This window comes from Rhizobacter sp. Root404 (genome assembly GCF_001425865.1).
Classification (GTDB): Bacteria; Pseudomonadota; Gammaproteobacteria; order Burkholderiales; family Burkholderiaceae_C; genus LMDS01.
This window is the reverse complement of record NZ_LMDS01000001.1, coordinates 942,763-963,724: the sequence shown is the minus strand read 5'-3', so window position 1 is coordinate 963,724 and position 20,962 is coordinate 942,763. Positions and strand designations below refer to the sequence as shown.

At 69.7% G+C, this 20,962-nt stretch carries 19 protein-coding genes; 9 read left to right on the top strand and 10 right to left on the bottom strand.

Going from position 1 to position 20,962, the window contains the following annotated elements:
- Nucleotides 1-23 precede the first annotated feature (23 nt).
- The 4 genes from ASC76_RS04425 to ASC76_RS04410 all read right to left on the bottom strand — a co-directional run bounded on the left by ASC76_RS04425 (nucleotide 24) and on the right by ASC76_RS04410 (nucleotide 5,523).
- Complete coding sequence (locus ASC76_RS04425; RefSeq protein WP_056462870.1) at nucleotides 24-713, bottom strand: GntR family transcriptional regulator; 690 nt, start codon at nucleotides 711-713, stop codon at nucleotides 24-26.
- Between the two features lie 82 nt (nucleotides 714-795).
- Entirely contained in the window at nucleotides 796-1,731 is a 936-nt protein-coding gene (locus tag ASC76_RS04420) for a DmsC/YnfH family molybdoenzyme membrane anchor subunit (RefSeq protein ID WP_056462866.1), read from the bottom strand.
- A gap of 85 nt (nucleotides 1,732-1,816) precedes the next feature.
- On the bottom strand, nucleotides 1,817-2,593 hold the full coding sequence (locus ASC76_RS04415) for a 4Fe-4S dicluster domain-containing protein (protein ID WP_200947095.1): 777 nt from the start codon (nucleotides 2,591-2,593) through the stop codon (nucleotides 1,817-1,819).
- Nucleotides 2,590-5,523, bottom strand: coding sequence for a molybdopterin oxidoreductase family protein (locus tag ASC76_RS04410; protein WP_056463226.1), 2,934 nt, complete (start codon nucleotides 5,521-5,523; stop codon nucleotides 2,590-2,592). Before ASC76_RS04410 ends, ASC76_RS04415 begins: the two co-directional genes overlap by 4 nt.
- A 134-nt stretch (nucleotides 5,524-5,657) precedes the next feature.
- Between ASC76_RS04410 and ASC76_RS04405 the strand changes: the two genes are divergently transcribed.
- The 3 genes from ASC76_RS04405 (at nucleotide 5,658) to ASC76_RS04395 (ending at nucleotide 8,248) form a co-directional block, all read left to right on the top strand.
- Nucleotides 5,658-6,578 (top strand): LysR family transcriptional regulator, encoded by a 921-nt coding sequence (locus tag ASC76_RS04405; protein WP_056462864.1) that lies wholly within the window; start codon nucleotides 5,658-5,660, stop codon nucleotides 6,576-6,578.
- 32 nt (nucleotides 6,579-6,610) lie between these two features.
- Complete coding sequence (locus ASC76_RS04400) at nucleotides 6,611-7,414, top strand: SDR family NAD(P)-dependent oxidoreductase (protein WP_056462861.1); 804 nt, start codon at nucleotides 6,611-6,613, stop codon at nucleotides 7,412-7,414.
- An 87-nt stretch (nucleotides 7,415-7,501) separates the two neighbouring features.
- The gene (locus ASC76_RS04395) at nucleotides 7,502-8,248 is read left to right on the top strand and encodes a glutathione peroxidase (protein ID WP_056462858.1); all 747 of its coding nucleotides are present in this window, start codon (nucleotides 7,502-7,504) and stop codon (nucleotides 8,246-8,248) included.
- 7 nt (nucleotides 8,249-8,255) lie between these two features.
- Here ASC76_RS04395 and ampC read toward each other — a convergent pair whose 3' ends face one another.
- From ampC to xsc, 4 genes are all read right to left on the bottom strand, one after another.
- On the bottom strand, nucleotides 8,256-9,422 hold the full coding sequence (ampC, locus tag ASC76_RS04390; protein WP_082548719.1) for a class C beta-lactamase: 1,167 nt from the start codon (nucleotides 9,420-9,422) through the stop codon (nucleotides 8,256-8,258).
- A 260-nt stretch (nucleotides 9,423-9,682) separates the two neighbouring features.
- Nucleotides 9,683-9,964, bottom strand: a complete 282-nt coding sequence (locus ASC76_RS04385; protein ID WP_056462855.1) for a DUF768 domain-containing protein — start codon at nucleotides 9,962-9,964, stop codon at nucleotides 9,683-9,685.
- Between the two features lie 293 nt (nucleotides 9,965-10,257).
- The gene (locus ASC76_RS04380; RefSeq protein ID WP_056463220.1) at nucleotides 10,258-11,193 is read right to left on the bottom strand and encodes a bifunctional enoyl-CoA hydratase/phosphate acetyltransferase; all 936 of its coding nucleotides are present in this window, start codon (nucleotides 11,191-11,193) and stop codon (nucleotides 10,258-10,260) included.
- On the bottom strand, nucleotides 11,190-13,010 hold the full coding sequence (gene xsc / locus ASC76_RS04375; RefSeq protein WP_056462852.1) for a sulfoacetaldehyde acetyltransferase: 1,821 nt from the start codon (nucleotides 13,008-13,010) through the stop codon (nucleotides 11,190-11,192). The genes ASC76_RS04380 and xsc overlap by 4 nt, the downstream gene beginning before the upstream one ends.
- A gap of 156 nt (nucleotides 13,011-13,166) precedes the next feature.
- Here xsc and ASC76_RS04370 point away from each other — a divergent pair, with 156 nt between their 5' ends.
- From ASC76_RS04370 to ASC76_RS04360, 3 genes are read left to right on the top strand one after another with little or no spacing between them, the layout of a single operon-like run.
- Complete coding sequence (locus ASC76_RS04370) at nucleotides 13,167-13,961, top strand: IclR family transcriptional regulator (protein WP_056463217.1); 795 nt, start codon at nucleotides 13,167-13,169, stop codon at nucleotides 13,959-13,961.
- Between the two features lie 5 nt (nucleotides 13,962-13,966).
- Nucleotides 13,967-14,947, top strand: a complete 981-nt coding sequence (locus ASC76_RS04365; protein ID WP_056462849.1) for an AAA family ATPase — start codon at nucleotides 13,967-13,969, stop codon at nucleotides 14,945-14,947.
- Entirely contained in the window at nucleotides 14,944-16,659 is a 1,716-nt protein-coding gene (locus ASC76_RS04360) for a cobalt chelatase (RefSeq protein WP_056462846.1), read from the top strand. Before ASC76_RS04365 ends, ASC76_RS04360 begins: the two co-directional genes overlap by 4 nt.
- Before the next feature lie 31 nt (nucleotides 16,660-16,690).
- Here the strand turns inward: ASC76_RS04360 and ASC76_RS04355 are convergent, their stop codons facing one another.
- On the bottom strand, nucleotides 16,691-17,731 hold the full coding sequence (locus ASC76_RS04355; RefSeq protein ID WP_200947094.1) for a pirin family protein: 1,041 nt from the start codon (nucleotides 17,729-17,731) through the stop codon (nucleotides 16,691-16,693).
- A gap of 126 nt (nucleotides 17,732-17,857) precedes the next feature.
- On the opposite strand from ASC76_RS04355, the gene ASC76_RS04350 reads away from it, so the two are divergent.
- A complete protein-coding gene (locus tag ASC76_RS04350) occupies nucleotides 17,858-18,505 on the top strand; it encodes an RraA family protein (RefSeq protein ID WP_056462841.1) in 648 nt (215 codons plus the stop codon).
- Nucleotides 18,506-18,547: 42 nt separating this feature from the next.
- On the opposite strand, the gene ASC76_RS04345 is transcribed toward ASC76_RS04350, so the two are convergent.
- Complete coding sequence (locus ASC76_RS04345) at nucleotides 18,548-19,003, bottom strand: GAF domain-containing protein (RefSeq protein ID WP_056462838.1); 456 nt, start codon at nucleotides 19,001-19,003, stop codon at nucleotides 18,548-18,550.
- 162 nt (nucleotides 19,004-19,165) lie between these two features.
- Between ASC76_RS04345 and ASC76_RS04340 the strand changes: the two genes are divergently transcribed.
- Together ASC76_RS04340 and ASC76_RS04335 are read left to right on the top strand one after the other, a co-directional pair.
- On the top strand, nucleotides 19,166-19,966 hold the full coding sequence (locus tag ASC76_RS04340; protein WP_056462835.1) for an IclR family transcriptional regulator: 801 nt from the start codon (nucleotides 19,166-19,168) through the stop codon (nucleotides 19,964-19,966).
- Nucleotides 19,963-20,952, top strand: a complete 990-nt coding sequence (locus ASC76_RS04335; protein ID WP_056462832.1) for a tripartite tricarboxylate transporter substrate binding protein — start codon at nucleotides 19,963-19,965, stop codon at nucleotides 20,950-20,952. Before ASC76_RS04340 ends, ASC76_RS04335 begins: the two co-directional genes overlap by 4 nt.
- Nucleotides 20,953-20,962 lie beyond the last annotated feature (10 nt).

The following is a 20,962-nucleotide window of genomic DNA, read 5'->3' as shown; positions in this document are numbered from 1 at the left end:
GCCAGCCCACTTTCTGCGCCTTTTTAAGGCTTCAAGAAGCGGATCAGGAACCGGGAGCCGTCGGTCAGGTCGTCGCGAATCGCCTGCGCCAACGCGTCGCCGTCGCGTCGGCGCAGCGCGTCGACCGCCCGCAGATGCGTCTCGTGCCCGGTGAGGCTGCCGCAGTACTGCGGGAAGAGCAGGTTGAGCGTGGGGCCGACGCGCAGGTACAGGCTTTCGATGATGCCGACCAGCACCGGCAGCGCCGATGCCCGATATATCGACATGTGGAAATCGGTGTTCGCCGTCAGCGTGCGATGGGCCTCGCCCGCCTCGATGGCCGCGCGGTGTGCCGCGACGACTTCGTCGAGGCGGTCCATCTCGCCGTTGTCCATGCGCAATGCGGCCTGGCGCGCCGCCATCGGCTCCAGCTCGAGGCGGATCTTCAGGATCTCACGGTAGGTCTCGACATCCAGGCGCGGAACACGGATCGTCCGGGCGTTCTCGATCGTCAGCGCGCCCTCTGCCACGAGGCGCTGGATCGCCTCGCGCACCGGCGTCAGGCTGACGCCGTACTCGTCGGCGATGCCACGCACCGTGAGCACCTGCTCGGGCAGCAGCCCGCCCGTCATCAGGGCGCGATGAAGGCCGCGGTAGGCCTGGTCGGCCAGCGTGTCGGCGCGGGCCAGCACGTCATCGGCGGCGGCGTTCCGGAGCAGTGGGGAGGCAGGCATTCTTCGGGCGCCTCGGCCGCGGAAGGCCGCCGAAGCGGCTTGAATATACTCTAGAGGCGGCGCCGGGTGACCGCCACCGACCTCACGACACCACCTGGTAATACAGGTTCTGCGGGTGCTTCGCCTGCGCGAAGAAGAACCAGCGCTCGGCCACCAGCCCGGGCACCTGGCACAGCAGCGCCAGCGCCCACGGCCACAGCGAACCGGTGACGAGCGCGAGCAACGCGAACAGCGCCGGCAGCGCGAAGCACAGCACGATGAAGCCGAGGCGCACGTTCTTCAGCACAGCGAGCGTGCGGCCGTGGAAGAACTCGCGCGTGTTGAACGAACCGGCGGACATGCCCATCGACTTCTGCACCAGCCGCGACGCATCGATGCCGGTGGCCGATTGCAGCGTCGACTTGTGCTTCAGCGTCGCGTTGTGGCGCAGCGCGAGTGAACGCGTGACCCACGCGACCAGCGTGACGACGAGCGCGGCCGGGCCGGTCACCGCCAGCAGCGCGGACTCGCCCGCGAATGCCGCGAGCGCGCTCGCCAGCACGAGGCCGGAGGACAGGCCGATCAGCGTGAAGTTGACCAGCGTCAGCGGCTGCGCCCATTCCTGGATGAAGCGCAGGCAGGCGTAGATCATCGCGGTGCAGTACCAGAGCAGCGCAGCGAGCACGATGGCCGCCAGCGGCAGCAGCGGCGCGCTCTTGCCCATGTCGATGCCCGCGCGCAACGCCAGCCACCACAGCGCCACGACGCCGATGAAGGCCGGCAGCACGATCACCTCGCGCGACAGCCACGAGGTGCGCCACATCAGCACCGCGCGCCAGGCGCGCTCGGGGCGGCCCAGGTGCGCGAACGACGCGGCCAGGCCGATCAGCAGCATCACGACCGCCAGCATCAGCGAGGCGCTGACGAAGCCCGGCGCGATCGCCAGCCCGGCCAGCAGCGCGAGCGCGAGCGTCACGACAAGCCCCTGCGCTGCGCCCGCGATCGTCGTGAAGATCACGACCGAGAACGCCGGATTCATGACAGCCCCCCGTCCGACGGGTACGTCGGCCGACCCCCCGGGGGGGTGCGGGCCGGCTTGGGAGCGGCCCGGCACTCGGCCCGCCTCATGTCGACCCCCCGACCTTCTCGGTCTTGCGCCGCGGCAGGTACTGGTTGGCGGGCTGGGTCTCCCACTCGGGCATCAGCGAATAGCCGCCGCGCTCGCGGATCGCCTTCGAGACCTCGGAGTCCGGGTCCTTCACGTCGCCGAACAGGCGCGCACCGGTCGGGCAGGCCTTGACGCACGCCGGCTTGCGGTCTTCCTTCGGCAGGTGCTCGTCGTAGACGCGGTCGACGCACAGCGTGCACTTGGTCATCACCTGCCGCTCTTCGTCGAGCTCGCGCGCGCCGTACGGACACGCCCACGCGCAGTACTTGCAGCCGATGCACTTGTCGTAGTCGACCAGCACGATGCCGTCTTCCTTGCGCTTGTAGCTCGCGCCGGTCGGGCAGACCGGCACGCACGGCGGGTCCTCGCAGTGCAGGCAGCTCTTCGGGAAGTGGATCGTGTCGGTGCCGGGGAAGATGCCGGCCTCGTAGGTCTGCACCCGGTTGAAGAAGGTGCCCGTCGGGTCGGCGCCGTACGGCTTCTCGTCGGCCAGCGGGCCGGCCGAGCCCGAGGTGTTCCATTGCTTGCACGAGGTCACGCAGGCGTGGCAGCCGACGCAGACGTTCAGGTCGATCACCAGCGCGAGCTGCTTGGCGAGCGTGTCGCCAGGTTCCCAGCGCGCGCTGTCGGCGTTGCCTCGCCCGCTGGCGGAAGAGGGATCGGGTGAGGGGCTCTGCTCCACGAGCGGGAGAGGGAGCGACGCACCCATGATGTCCTTGAGCCACTGGATCACGATTTGCTCCTTCCGGCGAAGTAGGTCAACACGCTCGCCGCCTTGCCGAGCACGCCCGGCGCGGCCGGCACGGTGGCGATCTGCGGGAACGATTCCTGCGGCTCCTCGGGTTCGGCCGGTCGGATCCGCACGCGCACGTCGTACCAGCCCGCCTGCCCGGTGATCGGGTCGGAGTTGCTGATCGTCTGGCTCGGGGTGCCGGCGCAGGGCAATTCTTCGGCGATCAGGTGGTTCAGCAGGAAGCCCTTGCGCGCTTCGTCCGCGCCGGGCGCGAGCTGCCACGCGCCGTCGGCCTTGCCGATCGCGTTCCAGGTCCAGACCGTGCCGGGCTCGACCGCCTCGCTGTAGCGGATCATGCAGCGCACCTGGCCCCACTGGCTCTCGACCCAGCACCAGCCGCCATCGGCGATGCCCGCGGCCTGCGCCGTCAGCGGGTTGACCTGCAGGTAGTTGTGGCTGTGGATCTGGCGCAGCCAGGCGTTCTGCGAGTCCCACGAGTGGTACATCGCCATCGGCCGCTGCGTGATCGCGTTCAGCGGGTAGGCCTCGAGGTCGGTCGCGGCCTCCTCGAGCGGCGGGTACCAGAACGGCAGCGGGTCGAAGTAGGTGTCGATGCGCTCGCGCAGCGCCTCGGGCGGGCGGCGGCCGGCGCTCTTGCCCTGCGCGGCGAGGCGGAAGGTCTGCAGCGTGTCGCTGTAGAGCGCGAGCTGCACCGGGTCGTTGCGCTGGCGCCAGCCCTTGTCCTTCGCGAAATCGAGGTACTCGCGGTTCCAGTTCCGCATGTAGTGCATCGTCTCGGGCATGTGGTACTGGAAGACGCAATCGTTCTTCGCATACATCTCCCACTGCTTCGGGTTCGGCTCGCCGCGCAGATGCTCGGTGCCGTCCTTGCCGCGCCAGCCCATCAGGAAGCCGATGCCCGGCGCCGGCTGGAAGTTGACGACGAAATCCGGGTAGTCCTTGAACTTGCGCGTGCCCTCGGCCGTCGTGAACGCCGGGAACTTCAAGCGCGACGCCAGTTCGATCAGCACCTCCTGGAACGGCTTGCACTGGCCGGTGACCGGCAGCACCGGCACCCGCACCGAATCGACCGGCCCGTCGAACTCCGAGATAGGCCGATCCAGCATGCTCATAACGTCGTGGCGCTCGAGGTAGGTCGTGTCGGGCAGCACCAGGTCGGCGAACGCGACCGTCTCGCTCTGGAACGCGTCGCAGACGACCAGGAACGGGATCATGTACTCGCCAGCCTCGTCCTTGCGGTTCAGCATCTCGCGCACGGCCATCGTGTTCATGCTGCTGTTCCACGCCATGTTGGCCATGAAGATCAGCAGCGTGTCGATGCGGTACGGGTCGCCCTTCACCGCGTTGGTGATGACGTTGTGCATCAGCCCGTGGGCGCTGAGCGGGTGCTCCCACGAGAACGCGTGGTCGATGCGGATCGGCGAGCCGTCGGGGTTGATCGCCAGCTCGTCCGGATTGGCCGGGAAGCCGAGCGGCGCGGCGTTCAGCGGCGTGTTCGGCTGGATCATCTCGGGCGAGTTGAACGCGCGGTAGTTCGGCACGATGTGGCGCGGGTACGGCGCCTTGTGGCGGAAGCCGCCGGGCGCGTCGATCGTGCCGAGCACGCTCATCAGCACCGCCAGCGCGCGCACGGTCTGGAAGCCGTTCGAGTGCGCCGCCAGGCCGCGCATCGCGTGGAAGGCGACCGGGCGCGCCTGCGTGGTCGGGTGGACCTTGCCCCAGGCGTCGGTCCACGGGATCGGCATCTCGAACGCCTGCTTCAGCGCGGTGTCGCCCATCTCGACGGCGAGCTTGCGGATGCGCGCCGGATCGATGCCGGTGATCGCCGCCGCCCACTCCGGCGTGCAGGTCGCGACCCGGTCGCGCAGCAGCTGGAACGACGGCGCCACCTTGGTGCCGTCGGCCAGCGTGTAGTGGCCTTCGAGCGCCGGATCGCACCCGGCGGCGATGCCTTCGGGATACGCGTTCAGCACCGTGCCGCTGGTCTTGTCCCACACCAGCTTGTTGTGCGGATGCCGGCCGTCGCCCGGCGGGCCCTTCTCGGGGTTCGGGTCGAACGCGAACAGGCCCTGGCGCGCGCAATCGTCCAGCACGACGAGCTGCGGCGCGTTGGTGAAGCGCTTCAGGAAACCGTGGTCGATCCGGTCGGTGCGGATCAGCTCGTGCAGCAGCGCCATGAACAGCGCACCGTCGGTGCCGGGCTTGATCGGGATCCACTCGTCGGCGATCGCCGAGTAGCCGGTGCGCACCGGGTTGATCGAGATGAAACGGCCGCCGGCGCGCTTGAACTTGCTGAGCGCCACCTTCATCGGGTTGCTGTGGTGGTCCTCGGCGGTGCCGATCATCACGAACAGCTTGGCGCGGTCCAGGTCCGGCCCGCCGAACTCCCAGAAACTGCCGCCGATCGTGTAGATCATGCCGGCGGCCATGTTGACCGAGCAGAAGCCGCCGTGTGCGGCGTAGTTCGGCGTGCCGAACTGGCGCGCGAACAGGCCGGTCAGCGCCTGCATCTGGTCCCGGCCGGTGAACAGCGCGAACTTCTTCGGGTCGGTCGAGCGGATCTTCTGCAGCCGCTCGGTCAGCATCTCGAACGCCAGCTCCCACGAGATCGGCTCGAACTCGCCGGCACCGCGCTCGCTGCCGGGCTTGCGCCGCAGCGGCTGCGTGAGCCGCGCCGGCGAGACCTGCTTCATGATGCCGGCCGAGCCCTTGGCGCAGATCACGCCCTGGTTCAGCGGGTGGTTCGGGTTGCCGTCGATGTAGCGCAGCTCGCCGTCCCGCAGGTGCACGCGGATGCCGCAGCGGCAGGCGCACATGTAGCAGGTGGTGGTCTTGACCTCGGTGGCCGCGGTGGGCGTCACGGCGGCGAGCGGGTCGTGAAGGGGCTCGCGCGACAGGAACTTGAACACCGGCATCTCCTTGGTTCCGCGCGCGAGAGGCGGCGCGGCGATCCCGGATCGTACCGATTCGAGGTGAAAGGCGAAAGCGCACAATCACGGTCAGAACGATCTGAAAATCAGATCAGCTGCCCGGAGCCCGAACCATGCCCGCCTCGCCCGCCGCCGTCTCGCGCCTGCGCCTGAACCTGCGTCAGCTCGAAGTCTTCGTCGCGACCGCGCGCGGAGGCTCGACCCGCGCCGCCGCCGAGCGCGTCGCGCGCTCGCAGTCCGCCGCCAGCACCACGCTGGCCGATCTCGAATCCGCCCTCGGCGCGCCGCTGTTCGACCGCGTCGGCCGCCGCTTGGTGCTGAACGAGAACGGCCGCGCGCTGCTGCCGCGCGCCGCGTCGATGCTCGACGAGGCGACCGACGTGCAGCAGCTGTTCAGCGGCGAGCACCTCGCGCCGCTGCGGGTCGGCGCGAGCCTGACGATCGGCGAGTGCATCCTGCCGGAGCTGGTCGGCGCGTGGAAGACGCGCCACCCGAAGAGCCCGGTGCGCCTGACGATCGGCAACACCAGCGACGTGATCGCGTCGGTCGCGGCCTTCGATGTCGATGTCGGCTTCGTCGAAGGCTCGCAGACGCACCCCGATCTGGTCGTCAAGCCGTGGATGAAGGACGAGCTGGTGATCGTCGCGTCGCCCGCCCACCCGCTCGCCGGCCGCACCGTCACGCCGCGGCTGCTGCGCGACGCCGAGTGGGCGCTGCGCGAGATCGGCTCGGGCACGCGCGAGGCGGCCGACCGCTGGCTGGTCGAGCACCTCGGCCACGCGAACGTCGCCTACGAGCTGGGCAGTCCGGAGACGATCAAGCGACTGGTCGTGGCCGGCACGGCGCTCGGCTTCCTGTCGCGCCACGCGGTCGCGCAGGCGCTGGCGCAGGGCACGCTGGTCGAGCTGAAGACGCGGTTGCCGGTGTCGATCCGGCGGCTGGCAATCGTGCTCCATCGCGACAAGCGGCTGGGTGCCGGCGCGGACGACTTCCTCCGCCATTGCGTCGCGGCGGCGCGGCGGCTCGACGCGTGAGCTAGGCTCGCACGACGACTCAGGAGATTCCCATGACTGATCATTCCGCCGCATCGGCCCCGGTCGCCGTCGTCACCGGCGCGGCGCGCGGCATCGGCCTCGCCTCAGTGCGCTGGTTCCTCGCGCAGGGCCACCGCGTCGCGCTGCTCGACATCGACCGCGACACGCTGCTGCGTGCTGCAGACGACATCGGCGAACCCGCCGCGCGCGCGCTCGCGCTGCACTGCGACGTGGCCGATCCGGCGCAGGTGCAGGCGGCGATCGACCGCATCGCCGATCACTTCGGCCGCATCGACGCGCTCGTCAACAACGCCGGCGTCGCGGTGTTCAAGACGCTGGGCCAGACGACCTTCGCCGAATGGCGCCACGTGATGGCGACCAACCTCGACGGCGCGTTCCTGTGCTCGCAGGCTTGCGTGCCGGTGATGCGCCGCACGGGCGGCGGCGCGATCGTCAACATCGCCTCGATCTCGGGCCTGCGCGCGAGCACCCTGCGGGTGGCCTACGGCACCAGCAAGGCCGCGCTGATCCACCTGACGAAGCAGCAGGCGGCCGAACTCGGCACCGTCGGCATCCGCGCCAACGCGATCGCGCCGGGGCCGGTCGAGACCGAGATGGCGAAGCTGGTGCACACGCCCGCCATCCGCGCCGACTACCACGACGCGATCCCGCTCGGCCGCTACGGCACGCTGGACGAGATCGCCGCGGCGATCGGCTTCCTGTGCAGCCCGGCGGCGAGCTACGTCAACGGCCAGGTGCTGGCGGTCGACGGCGGCTTCGATGCCACCGGCGTGGGCCTGCCGACGCTGCGGCGGGACGCCGCGGGCGGCGGCTGAAGCCGGCCCCAAGACCGTAGGCGCATCGCGTTCCCGGCGGCCGGCGCAAGATTGCGTTTTGGATGTTTCACTGAGGAGTTCATCACCATGCCAGAAGCCACCCGCGAGGGACAACCGGTCCCGCAGGTCAAGTTCCGCTACCGCCAGAACAACGAGTGGAAGGAGATCACCTCCGACCAGCTGTTCAAGGGCCGCACGGTGGCGGTGTTCTCGCTGCCCGGCGCGTTCACGCCCACGTGCTCGAGCACGCACCTGCCGCGCTTCAACGAGCTCGCCTCGACGTTCAAGGACAACGGCGTCGACCAGGTGATCTGCATCGCCGTGAACGATCCGTTCGTGATGGAGGAGTGGGCCAAGAGCCAGGAGAGCGACAACGTCTTCATGCTGCCCGACGGTAACGGCACGTTCACCGAGCAGATGGGCATGCTGGTCGACAAGAGCGACCTGAACTTCGGCAAGCGCTCGTGGCGCTACTCGATGCTGGTGCGCGACGGCATCGTCGAGAAGATGTTCGTCGAGCCCGACGAACCCGGCGACCCCTTCAAGGTCTCGGACGCCGACACGCTGCTGCACTACGTCAACGGCAATGCCCGCGAGCCCGACCAGATCGCGCTGCTGACGCGCGAGGGCTGCGCCTTCTGCGCCAAGGCCAAGAAAGACCTGGCCGAGGCCGGCATCACCTATGCCGAGGTGCCGCTGCCGCACCACATCCGCACCCGCGCGCTCGGCGCCATCGCCAAGGCCAAGACGGTACCGCAGCTGTTCGTCAACGGCGAGCTGATCGGCGGCAGCGATGCGGTCGAGGCCTGGGTGAAGCGCCGCGCGGCAGCCTGAGGCGCCGTCACTTCGCGGCGGCGGCGAGCCCGTCGAGGATGGCCGCGCCGATGCGCACGCGGTCCGCGATCGGGTAGCTGCGGTTCGCGAGCAGCACGACGCCGATGCGCCGGGCCGGCACGAACGCCACGTACGCGCCGAAGCCGCCGGTCGAGCCCGTCTTGTTGAACAGGCGCGGCCCGGCGGGCGCCGACGTCACCCGCGTGGCCGGGTTGGACTCGAAGATCAACTTCTCGGAATTGCCCTGCAGCAGGCGCGGCAGCGGCACCGGGTACGGGTACTGCTCCCAGCCCAGCCCCTGCACCATGCCGCCGACCGCGTAGTGGCCCACCTGCGTGCCCTCGACCGCGCGCCGCACGGGGGTGTCGCCGAGCGCGCTCGCGTCGATGTTGAGCTGCACGAAGCGGATCATGTCCGCCGCGGTCGACTTGACGCCATACGCTTCCGCGTCGAACACGCCCGGGCTCACCCGCCGCGGTTGGCCCTTCCCATCGTGGCCCCAGGCGTAATCGGCCATCGCGCCGGCCGGTACGCGCACGAAGGTGCGCGCCAGGCCGAGCCGGGGCAACAGCTCGGTCTCGACCGCATCCGCGAACTCCCGCTGCAACGCGAGCGCGGTGAGGTGGCCGAACAGGCCGATGCTCACGTTGGAATACAGGCGGCGCGCGCCCGGCGGCGCGTCCGGCACGAAACGCTGGAGGTACGGAACGACCTGCGCGGCGCTCGCCACCTCGTCAGGCACCTGCAGCGGCAGCCCGCCCGCGGTGTAGGTGCCGAGTTCGAGCAGCGACGCCCGGTCGATCGCGCGCCCGGTCAGCTCGGGCATGAACCGGCTGGGGTGATCCGCCAGCGACAGTTGGCCGAGCGCCTGCGCGTACAGCCCGAGCGTCGCGGTGAAGGTCTTGCTCACCGAGCCGAGCTCGAACAACGTGGTCTCGGTGACCGGCCGATTCGGCTCGCGCGACGCGACGCCGTAGTTGAAGAAGTAGGCGTGGCCGTCGATCGTCACGGCCGCGGCCAGGCCGGGCACCTGGTGGGTGGCCATGACGGGTTTGACTGCCGCGTCGACGAGCGTGCGCAACGCGGCGGGGTCAGGGGCGGCTATGGCGGGGGTGGCGACCAGGGGGAAGGCAATGGTCAAGATGGCCAGCGCCAATTTTCGGGAGAGAGGCATGCGCTCGATTGTGACGAGTAACGTCGACAGCCTTCGGCGTGCGGAGCATTCTGGTAATGGCCGACAGGCGTCTTGGCCGCGAGGCTGCGGGAGTCCGCATCGCAGCGGAAAGCGTTGCCGAGGTCAGCTTTGAATGCGAGCCGACACTCGACGGTCGTAGCCGATCGGCCGCTATCAGTCTGAACCGCCGGTTCCCGAACCTTGAAGACGTTTGCCGTTGACCGAACCGGCAGTGTGCTCACAAGGACAACATGCGGCGCTCAGTCGCCATCTTCATTCTCTTGCGCCAATTGCGACTTGAGATCATAGGCACGAATGTCAAAGTCGGTCGCGTCCGAAGTCGCGTCCAGTACCAGGGGCGCAATGCGCTCCCGCTCCTCCTGGATCTCTGAGTCTGTGAATCCTTCTGCAGCCGCGTCACTGAACATTCTCTCCGACAGACGCTTTGCCTTTGCTTCGTACGTTTCAATGTCTGGATTGGCGCCGGGAGGAATGTTTTCCTCGATCCATTTTTCGACCCACCTCAGGAAGCGCTTGCTCATGACTGTCCTCCTATTTGCCGCGTCGAGTTCGACGCCGGCTTCCCGGCCCAACGTTCTTGCCTGATCGTTCAGGCTGGTCGACAAAAGCTTACTACATGGCTGTACGAGGTACCGCAACGCCCAGGTGCAGGAATGGGCCGAGGGCCCTGATCGCGGGGGCGCTTGCGCGGCGCGCCCGCTGCCGGCGATTGCAGACGTTCAATCGACCAGACTCGAGTGGCTGTACTCAGTCTTAAGCCGAACCTGATCCCCTCCCAGGCAGGCGGCGTCCTCGCTTGCAACCAGTCAACTAATCAACGCCGCTGCCCACCCGCCAACACCGCGAGCGCCACCGACGCAATCCGCGACTGCAGCGAATCGGCCCGCGAGGTCAGCACCACCGGCACGGTCGCGCCGAGCACCAGCCCGGCGCAATCGCCGCCGCCGATGTAGTTGAAGCTCTTGTAGAGCATGTTGCCGGCGTTCAGGTCGGGCATCAGCAGCAGGTCGGCGTCGCCCGGCACGGCCGAGTCGATCTTCTTGATGCGCGCGGCCTCGGCCGAGATCGCGTTGTCGAAGCCGAAGGGCCCGTCGACGATCGCACCGGGCCAGGCGCCGCTGCGCGCCTCTTCGACCAACGCGTTCGCGTCGAGCGTGGCCGGGATCGCCGGGTTCACCGTCTCGACGGCCGCGACGATGCCGACCTTCGGATGCGCGATGCCCAGCGCCTGCAGCAGGCCGATCGCGTTCGTCAGGATGTCGCGCTTGGCAGGCAGGTGCGGCGCGATGTTGACCACGCAGTCGGCCAGCGCGAGCAGCTTCGGGTAGCGCGGCAGGTCGAACACGAAGGCGTGGCTGATGCGCGTGTGGCCGCGCAGGCCGGTGCCCTTGTGGACGATCGCCGACATCAGCTCGTCGGTGTGCAGCGAGCCCTTCATCAGCGCCTGCACCTGACCGCTGCGCGCGAGCGAAGTCGCGCGCAGCGCGGCCTCGGCCGGCACGTCGGGCGTCTCGATCAGCTCGAAGCGCTGCAGGTCGACGCCCGCCGCCTCGGCCGCACGCGCGACCACCTCCCGCGGGCCGATCAGCACCGGCGTCGCGATGCCGGCGTCGAGGATCGCGGCGGCGGCCTGGAGCGCCAGCGCATCGCCGGGGTAGACGATGCCGATGCGCGGCGCGCCGTTCGCCGCGGCGTGCTCGCGCGCCTGCGCCACCAGTGCGGCCAGGCGGGGGTGCGTGATCTCGCTCAGACGTAGTCCTTGTACTTCTCGAGGAAGCGCACCGGCTTGGCGAGCGCATCGCGGCGGAACGGGTCGCCCAGCTCGCGGGTGCACATGATCTCGATCACGGTGGTCTTGCCCTCCTTCATCTGCGCGTCGATCGCCTTCTTGAGCGCCGGGCCCACGTCTTCCAGCTTGTCGACGACCACGCCTTCGGCGCCCATCGCGATCGCGATGCCGGCGAAGCTGGTGTTGTCGAGCTCGCCCGCGACGAAGCGGCGGTTGTAGAAGTCGACCTGGTTCTTCTTCTCGGCGCCCCACTGGCGGTTGTGGAAGACGATCGAGGTGACCGGGATGTTGTGGCGCACGCAGGTCATCAGCTCGCTCATGCTCATGCCCCAGGCGCCGTCGCCGGCGTACGAGATCGCGGGCCGGTCCATCGCCGCGCACTTGGCGCCGATGATGGTGGGCAGCGCGTAGCCGCAGTTGCCGAAGCTCATCGGCGCGAAGAACGAGCGCGGCTCCTCGAAGCGCAGGTAGCTGTTGGCCACCGAGTTGATGTTGCCGATGTCGGTCGAGACCATCGCGCGCGGCGGCATCGCCTTCTCGAGCTCGCGCAGGACCTGGCGCGGGTGCAGCCAATTCCCTTTACCTTCCGCGGCTTCCTTGCTCTGCTCCTCGATCATGTCCAGGCTGAACGCGTCGCGCTCGTGGGTCCACTCGTCGAGCTCCTTCTCCCACGCGGCCTTCTCCGACTTGATGGTCTCGGCGCGCGCGGCCTTGGTGGCGTCGCAGGCGAGCGTCTTGCCTTCGAGGCGCGCGGTGATCGCCTTGGCGGCGGCCTTGGCGTCGCCGTGGATGCCGACGGTGATCTTCTTCACCAGCCCGAGGTTGGTGTGGTCGGCCTCGACCTGGATGATCTTCGCGTCCTTCGGCCAGTAGTCCATGCCGTGCTGCGGCAGCGTGCCGAACGGGCCCATGCGCGAGCCGAGCGCGATCACCACGTCGGCCTGCGCGATCAGCTTCATCGCTGCCTTCGAGCCCTGGTAGCCGAGCGGGCCGGCCCACAGCGGGTGGCTGGCCGGGAACGCGTCGTTGCGCAGGTAGCCGGTGACGACGGGCGCGCCCAGGCGCTCGGCCAGCGCCTTGCACTCGGCCACCGCATCGCCCATCACCACGCCACCGCCGGCCAGCACGACCGGGAACTTGGCGTTCGCGAGCAGCTCGGCCGCGGCGTCGAGGCTGTGCTCGCCGCCGGCGCCACGCTCCACGCGCATCGGCTTCGGGATCTCGACCGTGATCTCGCCGTAGAAGTAGTCGCGCGGGATGTTCAGCTGGGTCGGGCCCATCTCGCTGATCGCGCGGTCGAAGCAGCGCGCGGTGTACTCGGCCATGCGCTTCGGGTTGTTGACGTGGCCCTGGTACTTGGTGAACTCCTGGAACATCGGCAGCTGGTTGGCCTCCTGGAAGCCGCCCAGGCCCATGCCCATCGTGCCGGTCTCGGGCGTGATGATCACGACCGGGCTGTGGGCCCAGTAGGCGGCCGCGATCGCGGTCACGCAGTTGCTGATGCCGGGGCCGTTCTGGCCGATCACCACACCGTGGCGGCCGCTGACGCGGGCGTAGCCGTCGGCCATGTGGCCGGCGCCCTGCTCGTGCACGACCGGGATCAGGCGGATGCCGGCCGGCGCGAAGATGTCCATCGCGTCCATGAACGCGGAGCCCATGATGCCGAACATGTCGGTCACGCCGTTGGCGACCATCGTCTCGACGAAGGCCTCCGAGGGGGTCATCTTCTGCACGCCCTGGACGGCAGTGCGGGCGGCGGGGGTGGGTTGCTTGCTCATGGTTGTCTCCGGTCGGGGTCTGAACGATCCGGAACGCTCTGTTCCGGAAATTGAAACTGGAGCGGACTATAGATGCGGCGTTCCGGCGCGTCAACGAATTTTATAAATCGAGACGCTGTGTACTATTTTCCGGAACGTGACTATCATGCCGCCACGATGAATGCCGTCCACGCCCTGCGCCCCGAACCCGCCGAACTGGGCGGCGACACGCCGACGATGCGCCTGATCGCGCTGCTCGAGGTGATCGCCGCGAAGGACCAGCGCTACTCGCTGCAGGGGCTGGTCGAGGAGACCGGCCTGCCGAAGCCCACGCTGCACCGGATGCTGCAACAGCTCGAGTCCGCCGGCCTGCTGCAGCGCGAGGGCGACGGCCGCCACTACGGCACCGGCACGCGGCTGCGCCGCCTGGCCGAGAACCTGCTGCTGAACGACACCCACCACGGCGCGCGCCATGTGGTGCTGCGGCACCTGGTCGAAGAGGTGGGCGAGAGCTGCAACATCACCGCGCTGTCGGGCAGCGAGGTGATCTACCTCGACCGGGTCGAGACCGCCGCGCCGCTGCGCTTCTACCTGCACCCCGGCTCGCGGGTGCCGGCGCACTGCTCGGCCAGCGGCAAGGTGCTGCTCGCGCAGATGACGGCGGCCCAGCGCCAGCGCCTGCTCGCGCACGCGCCGCTCGAGAAGTACACCGCCAAGACGCTGACCGACCTCGCCAAGTTCGAGAAGGAGATCAAGCGCGTGCAGGCCGACGGCTACGCGCTCGACGACGAGGAGTTCCTGCCCGGCCTGCTGTGCCTGGCGGTGCTGGTGCCCTCGCCCGCCGGCCTGTCCAACCTGTGCGTGGCCGTGCAGGCGCCGATCATGCGGCTGACCGCCGCGAAGGCGAAGCAGCTGCTGCCGGCGCTGCAGCGCGCCGCGCTGGCGCTGAGCCGCATCGACAACAAGGTGTGAATCCGATGACTGACCTGTCCGTCCTGCGCCCTGACCGGCTCGTCTCCGCCCGCGAGGTGTTCGGCATCGACAGCGACCTGAAGGTGCCTGCGTTCGCCGAGCGCGACGAGCACGTGCCCGAGATCGACAGCGTGTACCGCTTCAACCCGGCGGTGACGCTGGCGATCCTCGCCGGCTTCACCCGAGACCGGCGCGTGATGGTGCAGGGGCTGCACGGCACCGGCAAGTCCACGCACATCGAGCAGGTGGCGGCGCGGCTGAACTGGCCGTGCGTGCGCGTGAACCTGGACGGCCACATCAGCCGGCTCGATCTGGTCGGCAAGGACGCCGTGGTGCTGCGCGACGGCCAGCAGGTGACCGAGTTCCAGGAAGGCATCGTGCCGTGGGCGCTGCAGCGGCCGGTCGCGCTGATCTTCGACGAGTACGACGCGGGCCGGCCGGACGTGATGTTCGTGATCCAGCGGATTCTCGAGCGCGACGGCCAGTTCACGCTGATGGACCAGAACAAGGTGCTGCGCCCGCACCCGTTCTTCCGCCTGTTCGCCACCGCCAACACCGTCGGCCTGGGCAACCTGAACGGGCTGTACCACGGCGCGCAGCGGCTCAACCATGCGCAGATCGACCGCTGGAACATCGTCGCGTCGCTGAACTACCTGCCGCGCGACGAGGAGGTCGCGATCGTGCAGGCGCGCGTGCCGTCGCTCGCGAACGAGGCCGGCACCGCGCTCGTGCGGCAGATGGTCGCGGTGGCCGACCTGACGCGCAAGGGCTTCGCGGCGGGCGACCTGTCGACGCTGATGTCGCCGCGCACCGTGATCACCTGGGCCGAGAACCTCGAGATCTTCGGCGACGCGGCGCTGGCGTTCCGGCTGTCGTTCGTCAACAAGTGCGATGAGGCGGAGCGGCCGACGGTAGCGGAGTACTTCCAGCGCTGCTTCGATCGCGAGCTCGACGAGTCGTACCAGCTCACCGGCGATCCGAAGTGAGCGAAGCCCAGCTCCGGGCGCGGCATCAGGAGCGCATCGAGGAACTCTGCGCGGCGGCCATCCGTGCGTTGAGCGGTGAGCGTGACCTGCACTTCCGTGGCCGGCGCTTGCACCGTGGCCGGCGCGCGCTGCCGCTTTACGCGCCGCACCTCAATCCCTCGCTCGACACCGACGACTTCGCCTCGTTCCGCGGCGCTGCCGACGGCTTCGGACTGCGGCTCGCGCACAGCGACGCCAAGCTGCATACGCGGCTGTGCCCCGCCGACCCGGTCGAACGCATGGTGTTCGAGTTGCTGGAGCAGTTCCGCTGCGAAGCGCAGGCCGACGACGCGCTGCCCGGCGTGCGTCGCAACCTGCGGCACCGCTTCGAGGCCTGGTCGCTGGCGTTCCACCACGGCGGCGGGACCGACAGCGCGCGCGGGCTGCTGCTGTACACGGTCGCGCAGATGTGCCGCGCCCGCGTCACCGGCGAGCCAGTCGTCGAGGAGACCGAGGATTTGCTGGAGGCGACGCGCGCCGGCATCGGCCCGTTGATCGGCTCGCCGCTCGCCGGCCTGAAGCGCGAGCGCGCGGACCAGGCGGCGTATGCCGTGCATGCGCTGGCGATCGCGCAGACGATCGCCGCGATGCTGCGCTCGGCCGATGACGAATCGCCGCCCGACGACGACGCGCTCGACGAGGACGCCTGGGCCGCGTTCGCGCTGCTGCTCGACAGCGGCGAGGAAATCGACGACGGCGTCGCGACCGCCGTGTCCGGCCGCAGCCTGGTGCTGGACGGCGCGGACGGCGGCTACCGCGTCTTCACGACCGCCTACGACCGCGAGGTCGCCGCCGCCACGCTGGTGCGCGCCGAGGTGCTGAAGGCGAACCGCGCACGGCTCGACGAGCGCATCGCCGGCCTCGGCGTCAACGTCGCTCACCTCGCGCGCGACCTGAAGGCACTGCTCGCGGTGCCCGAGCGCGACGGCTGGGACGGCGGCCAGGAGGAAGGCCACATCGACGGCCGGCGCCTCGCGCAGCTGGTCGCTTCACCGACCGAGCGGCGCCTGTTCCGCACCGAGCGCGAGGAGCCGCGCGCCGACTGCCTGGTGACGATTCTGATCGACTGCTCGGGCTCGATGAAAGAGCACATCGAAGCGCTCGCGGTGCTGGTCGACGTGCTGGTGCGCGCGCTCGAACAGGCCGGCGTCGCGAGCGAGGTGCTGGGCTTCACGACCAACGCGTGGAACGGCGGCCGCGCGCAGCGCGACTGGGTGCGCGCCGGCCGCCCCGCTCACCCGGGCCGCCTGAACGAGACCTGCCACCTGGTGATCAAGGACGCGGCGACGAGCTGGCGCCGCGCGCGGCTGGCGATGGGCGCGCTGCTGAAGGCCGACCTGTTCCGCGAAGGCATCGACGGCGAGGCCGTGACCTGGGCGCTGCGCCGCGCCGCGGCGCGCGACGAGCCCCGGCGGCTGCTGCTGGTCGTCTCCGACGGCTCGCCGATGGACAGCGCCACCAACCTAGCGAACGACGCCCACTACCTGGACCACCACCTGAAGGACGTGGTCGCGCTGCACGAGATGCGCGGGGCGGAGATCTACGGCGTCGGCGTCGGGCTCGACCTGAGCCCCTACTACAGCCGCAGCCACGTGCTCGACCTGTCGGGCTCGGTCGGCAGCGTGATCTTCCGCGAACTGATCGCGATGATCGCGCGCGGCGCGCGGCGCTGATCCCCGCAGGCCAGTCCCCGGCTACTGCGCCTCAGGCGTCCTGCGCGGGCCAGGTCTCGACCCGCCCGTCCGCATGCCGGGCGAAGCGCTCGCGTGTGCCGCCGTGGACGGGCGCGTCGTCGGGCCACGGCCAGCCGCCGAACTGGGTGCGCTGGTAGTCGGCGAAGGCCTGCTTCAGTTCCTGCTCGGTGTTCATCACGAACGGGCCGTATTGCGCCACCGGCTCGCCGATCGGCCGGCCTTGCAGCATCAGCAGCTCGCTCGTCGTCGGGCCGTTCACCAGCTCGACCTCGGCATCCGCGCGCAACTCGATCGCGGCGGCCGCCTCGACCGGCCGGCCGCCGAGGGTCATGCGCTCGCCCTTGAAGAAGTAGAGCTTGCGGCGCGTCCCGACGCCGCGGGCGGCGGGCAACCTCCAGCGCGCACCGGGCTGCAGCTTCAGCGTCCAGATCGCCAGGTCCGAATCGGGCTGCGAGGCATACGAATCGGGCGGCGGCGCCAGCGGCGCGAGCGCCGCCGTCGCATCGGCATAGCGGCCGGCGATGCAGCTGACCTGCGTGCCACCGTCGGCGCCGACCGCGTGCGGAATCTGCTCCGACCAGAACATCGTGAAGTGCGGCGGCACGAACTTGCTGCGCGCCGGCAGGTTGAGCCAGATCTGGAACAGCTCGAGCGGGTTGGCTGCCTCGCGATCGAGCAGCGGGAACATCTCGGCATGCACGATGCCCCGGCCGGCGGTGAGCCACTGCACATCGCCGCCGCCGAAGCGGGCCGCGGCACCCAGCGAATCGGAGTGATCGATCAGCCCCCGGCGCACGATCGTCACCGTCTCGAACCCGCGGTGCGGGTGCGACGGGAAGCCGGGCACCTGCAGGCCGTGGTACATGCGCCAGCCGTCCTTGCCGGCGAAGTCCTGACCGAGCTGGCGGCCGGCCAGCGAGGCGTCGGGCTCGAAGTGCGCGTTGCCGCGCGGGTAGGCATCGTCGTGGTACACGCAGAAGAGGAACGGATCGATCGTCGCCCACGGGAAGCCGAGGGGCGCGATCTGCAGTACGGGGTCGGGCGTCGTCATGCGCGCCATCTTCGCCGAAGCCGCAAGACCTCGCCCACGGGCCGGTCGCACCGGCCCGTCGCACCGAGAATGTGACGCTGTGCGCAGCGCCCATCCCGAGCTGCCCCGTTCCAGAAAGGACAACCGATGACGACCCTTGCCGACCGCCTGCAGGCCTGCCACAGCGCCGTGGTGCACGACGTGATGAAGGACCTGGGCCTGCCCCTGCGCGTGCTGCCGCGGACCATCGTCGGGCTGGAGCCGACGATGCGGGCCGCGGGCCCGGTATTCACCATCCGGGGCCGGCCGGATCCGACGCTGGACAAGCACACCTCGCTGTACGAATGGGCCGGCTTGCTGTCGCGCGTGCCGTCCGGGCACGTCGTGGTGTGCCAGCCGCAGGACGACACGCGCGCGCTGTTCGGCGGGCTGTCCGCCGAAGCCCTGAAGCTCAAGGGCGTGCGCGGCTACATCGTCGACGGAGGCTGCCGCGACATCCAGGCGGTGATCGACCAGGGCTTCCCGGTCTTTGCCCGATTCGCCACGCCGATCGACATCGTCTGCGCGTGGCGCGCCGAGGCGTTCGAGCAGCCGGTGGCGATCGGCGGCCTGCAGGTCCTGCCGGACGACCATGTGCTGGCCGACCGCGACGGCGCCATTCTCATCGGCGCGGGCGAGGTGGAGGCGGTGGTGGCGGCGGCCGAGCGCAAGATGGCGACCGAAGGGGACATGGTGCGCGCCATCCGCGCCGGCGAGGACCCTCAGGCGGCCTATCTCCGGTACCGCGTGTTCTAGCGCCGACTCGAACCGATCGGCATGGCCGGCCCGCGCGTTCGGTCAGCCGGGAACCGCAAATCCCGGCGTGACGGCGGCGGCCTCGCGGAGCAACTCGAACTCCCGATCGGTGAGCGGCTGGGCCGCGACATCGAAGTGGCACAGCGTGCCCCAGACCTCGCCGTCCGAGACGATCGGCACGCCGTGGTAGCTGACCATCACGCCCTGGTAGGGGTGGCCGTCCAGGCGCCGGTCGGCCGCGGAATCGCTGGTCTTGAAGTGCCCGTCGCGCAGCACGAACTGGCAGAAGCTGGTCTCGAACGGCACCTCGGCCAGGTAGGACGGACGAATTTCTCCGACCTTGTCGTGCAACAACACGTTCCGAAGCACCTCGCCTTCGAGGCGGTAGACCGCGGAGTAGCGGTGCGGCACGCCCGCGTTCAGAAACCCCAGGGCGCTGTCCGCGCCCGCCAAGGCGAGAGTCGACTTGAAGGCGTCGATGTTTCGGGTGCCGGTCATGGCGCAGTGTACGTGGGTTGACATACCGGACCCCTTTCCTGCCGATCACCCTGCAGGGTCAGCCGCATTGACGAGTCGCGCTGCAACGCCTAAGCTTGTTCCATATAAAGGCACGCTGTCCCAATATTTGGAACACGGCCACACGATCAGGTCACCATCCTCTTGGACTCCACCCTCGCCAAAGGCCTCGCGGTACTCGACTGGCTGGCCCGCCAGCAGCGGGACTGCCGCGCGACCGAAGTCGCGCAGGCGTTCGGCCTGGCGCGCAGCAACGCGCACCGCACACTGCAGACGCTAGTCGAATGCGGCTGGGCCACGCAGGACGACGCCACCAGCTCCTACCGCGCCGGCCTGCGCCTGTTCGAGCTCGGCGCGCTGGTCAGCCAGGCGACCGACATCACCGCGCTGGTCCGCCCGCAGCTGGCCGCGCTGGCGCGCACCACCGGCGAGACGATCCACCTGGCCGCGCTCGACGGCACCGAGATCGTCTACCTCGACAAGTTCGACAGCCCGCTGCCGGTGGCGGCGTACTCGCGCATCGGCGGGCGCGCGCCGGCCTACTGCGTCGCGTCGGGCAAGGCGCTGCTCGCCGCCGCGCAGCTTGATGCGGCCGGCCTGCGCGAGCGGCTCGGCAAGCTCGTGGCGCACACGCCGAACACGATCACCGACTTCAAGCGCCTCGACGCCGAGATGCAGCGCGTGCGCGCCGCCGGCGTCGCCGAGAACCGCGAGGAGTGGCGCCTCGGCGTCTGCGGCCTCGGCGCGGTGCTGCGCGACGCGCGGGGCGACGCGGTGGCCGCCGTCGGCATGAGCGTGCCGTCGATCCGTTTCGCGCGCGTCCAGGCGCGCCAGTTCGCTGCCGCGCTGCTCGGCTGCGCGGCCGAGGCGAGCGCGGCCCTGGGATATCGATCGAGAACCGCGCCGGCACCCCTGCCGGCGCCCCACAAAAGGAGACCGGAATGAGCATTCTGAATCGCTGGGCCCATTCGGCCGTGATGGCCACCCTGGTCGCCGCGGCCGCCTGCGTCGCGCCCGCCGCACACGCGCAGCAGCACTGGCCCGACAAGCCGATCCGCTTCGTCGTGCCCTACCCGCCCGGCGGCGGCACCGACGTGATCGCGCGCATCGTGCAGGAGCGCTTCCAGAACACACTGGGCCAGCCGATCATCATCGAGAACCGCGGCGGCGCGGCCGGCTCGCTCGGCACCGACGTGGTCGCGAAGGCGCCGTCGGACGGCTACACCGTGCTGTTCACGCTGTCCTCGCACACGATCAACCCGTCGATCTACCCGAAGCTGCCGTTCAACACGGTGAAGGATTTCGAGCCGGTCGGCACGGTCGCGTCGCTGCCGCAGATCCTGGTCGCGAACAATCAGCTGCCGGTCAACAACGTCGCCGAGCTGATCGCGCTGGCCAAGGCCAAGCCCGACAGCCTGTCGTTCGCCTCGGTCGGCAACGGCTCGCCGGGCCACCTCGCCGGCGAGCTTTTCAAGCTGCGCACCGGCACCAAGATGACCCACGTGCCCTACCGCGGCGGCGGCCCGGCCGTCACCGACGTGATGGGCGGCCAGGTGCCGCTGCTGTGGGTCTCGATCCCGGCCGCGGCGCAGTTCGTCAAAACCGGCAAGCTGAAGGCGCTGGCGGTCTCGACCGTCAAGCGCAGCGCGGCCTTCCCCGACGTGCCGACGATGCAGGAAGCCGGCGTCGCCGACTTCGAGGTCGACTCCTGGTACGCGATGTTCGTGCCGGCGAAGACGCCGAAGGCGATCATCGACAAGCTCAACGCCGCGCTGAACACGATCGTGCGCGAGCCGGACATCCGCGAGAAGCTGCTGGCCCAGGGCAGCGAGGGCGTGGGCGGCACGCCGCAGGCGCTCGGCAAGATCGTCGACGCCGAACTGGTCAAGTGGGCGAAACTGGCGAAGGACGCCAACATCCGGGCCGATTGAGAACAAGCAC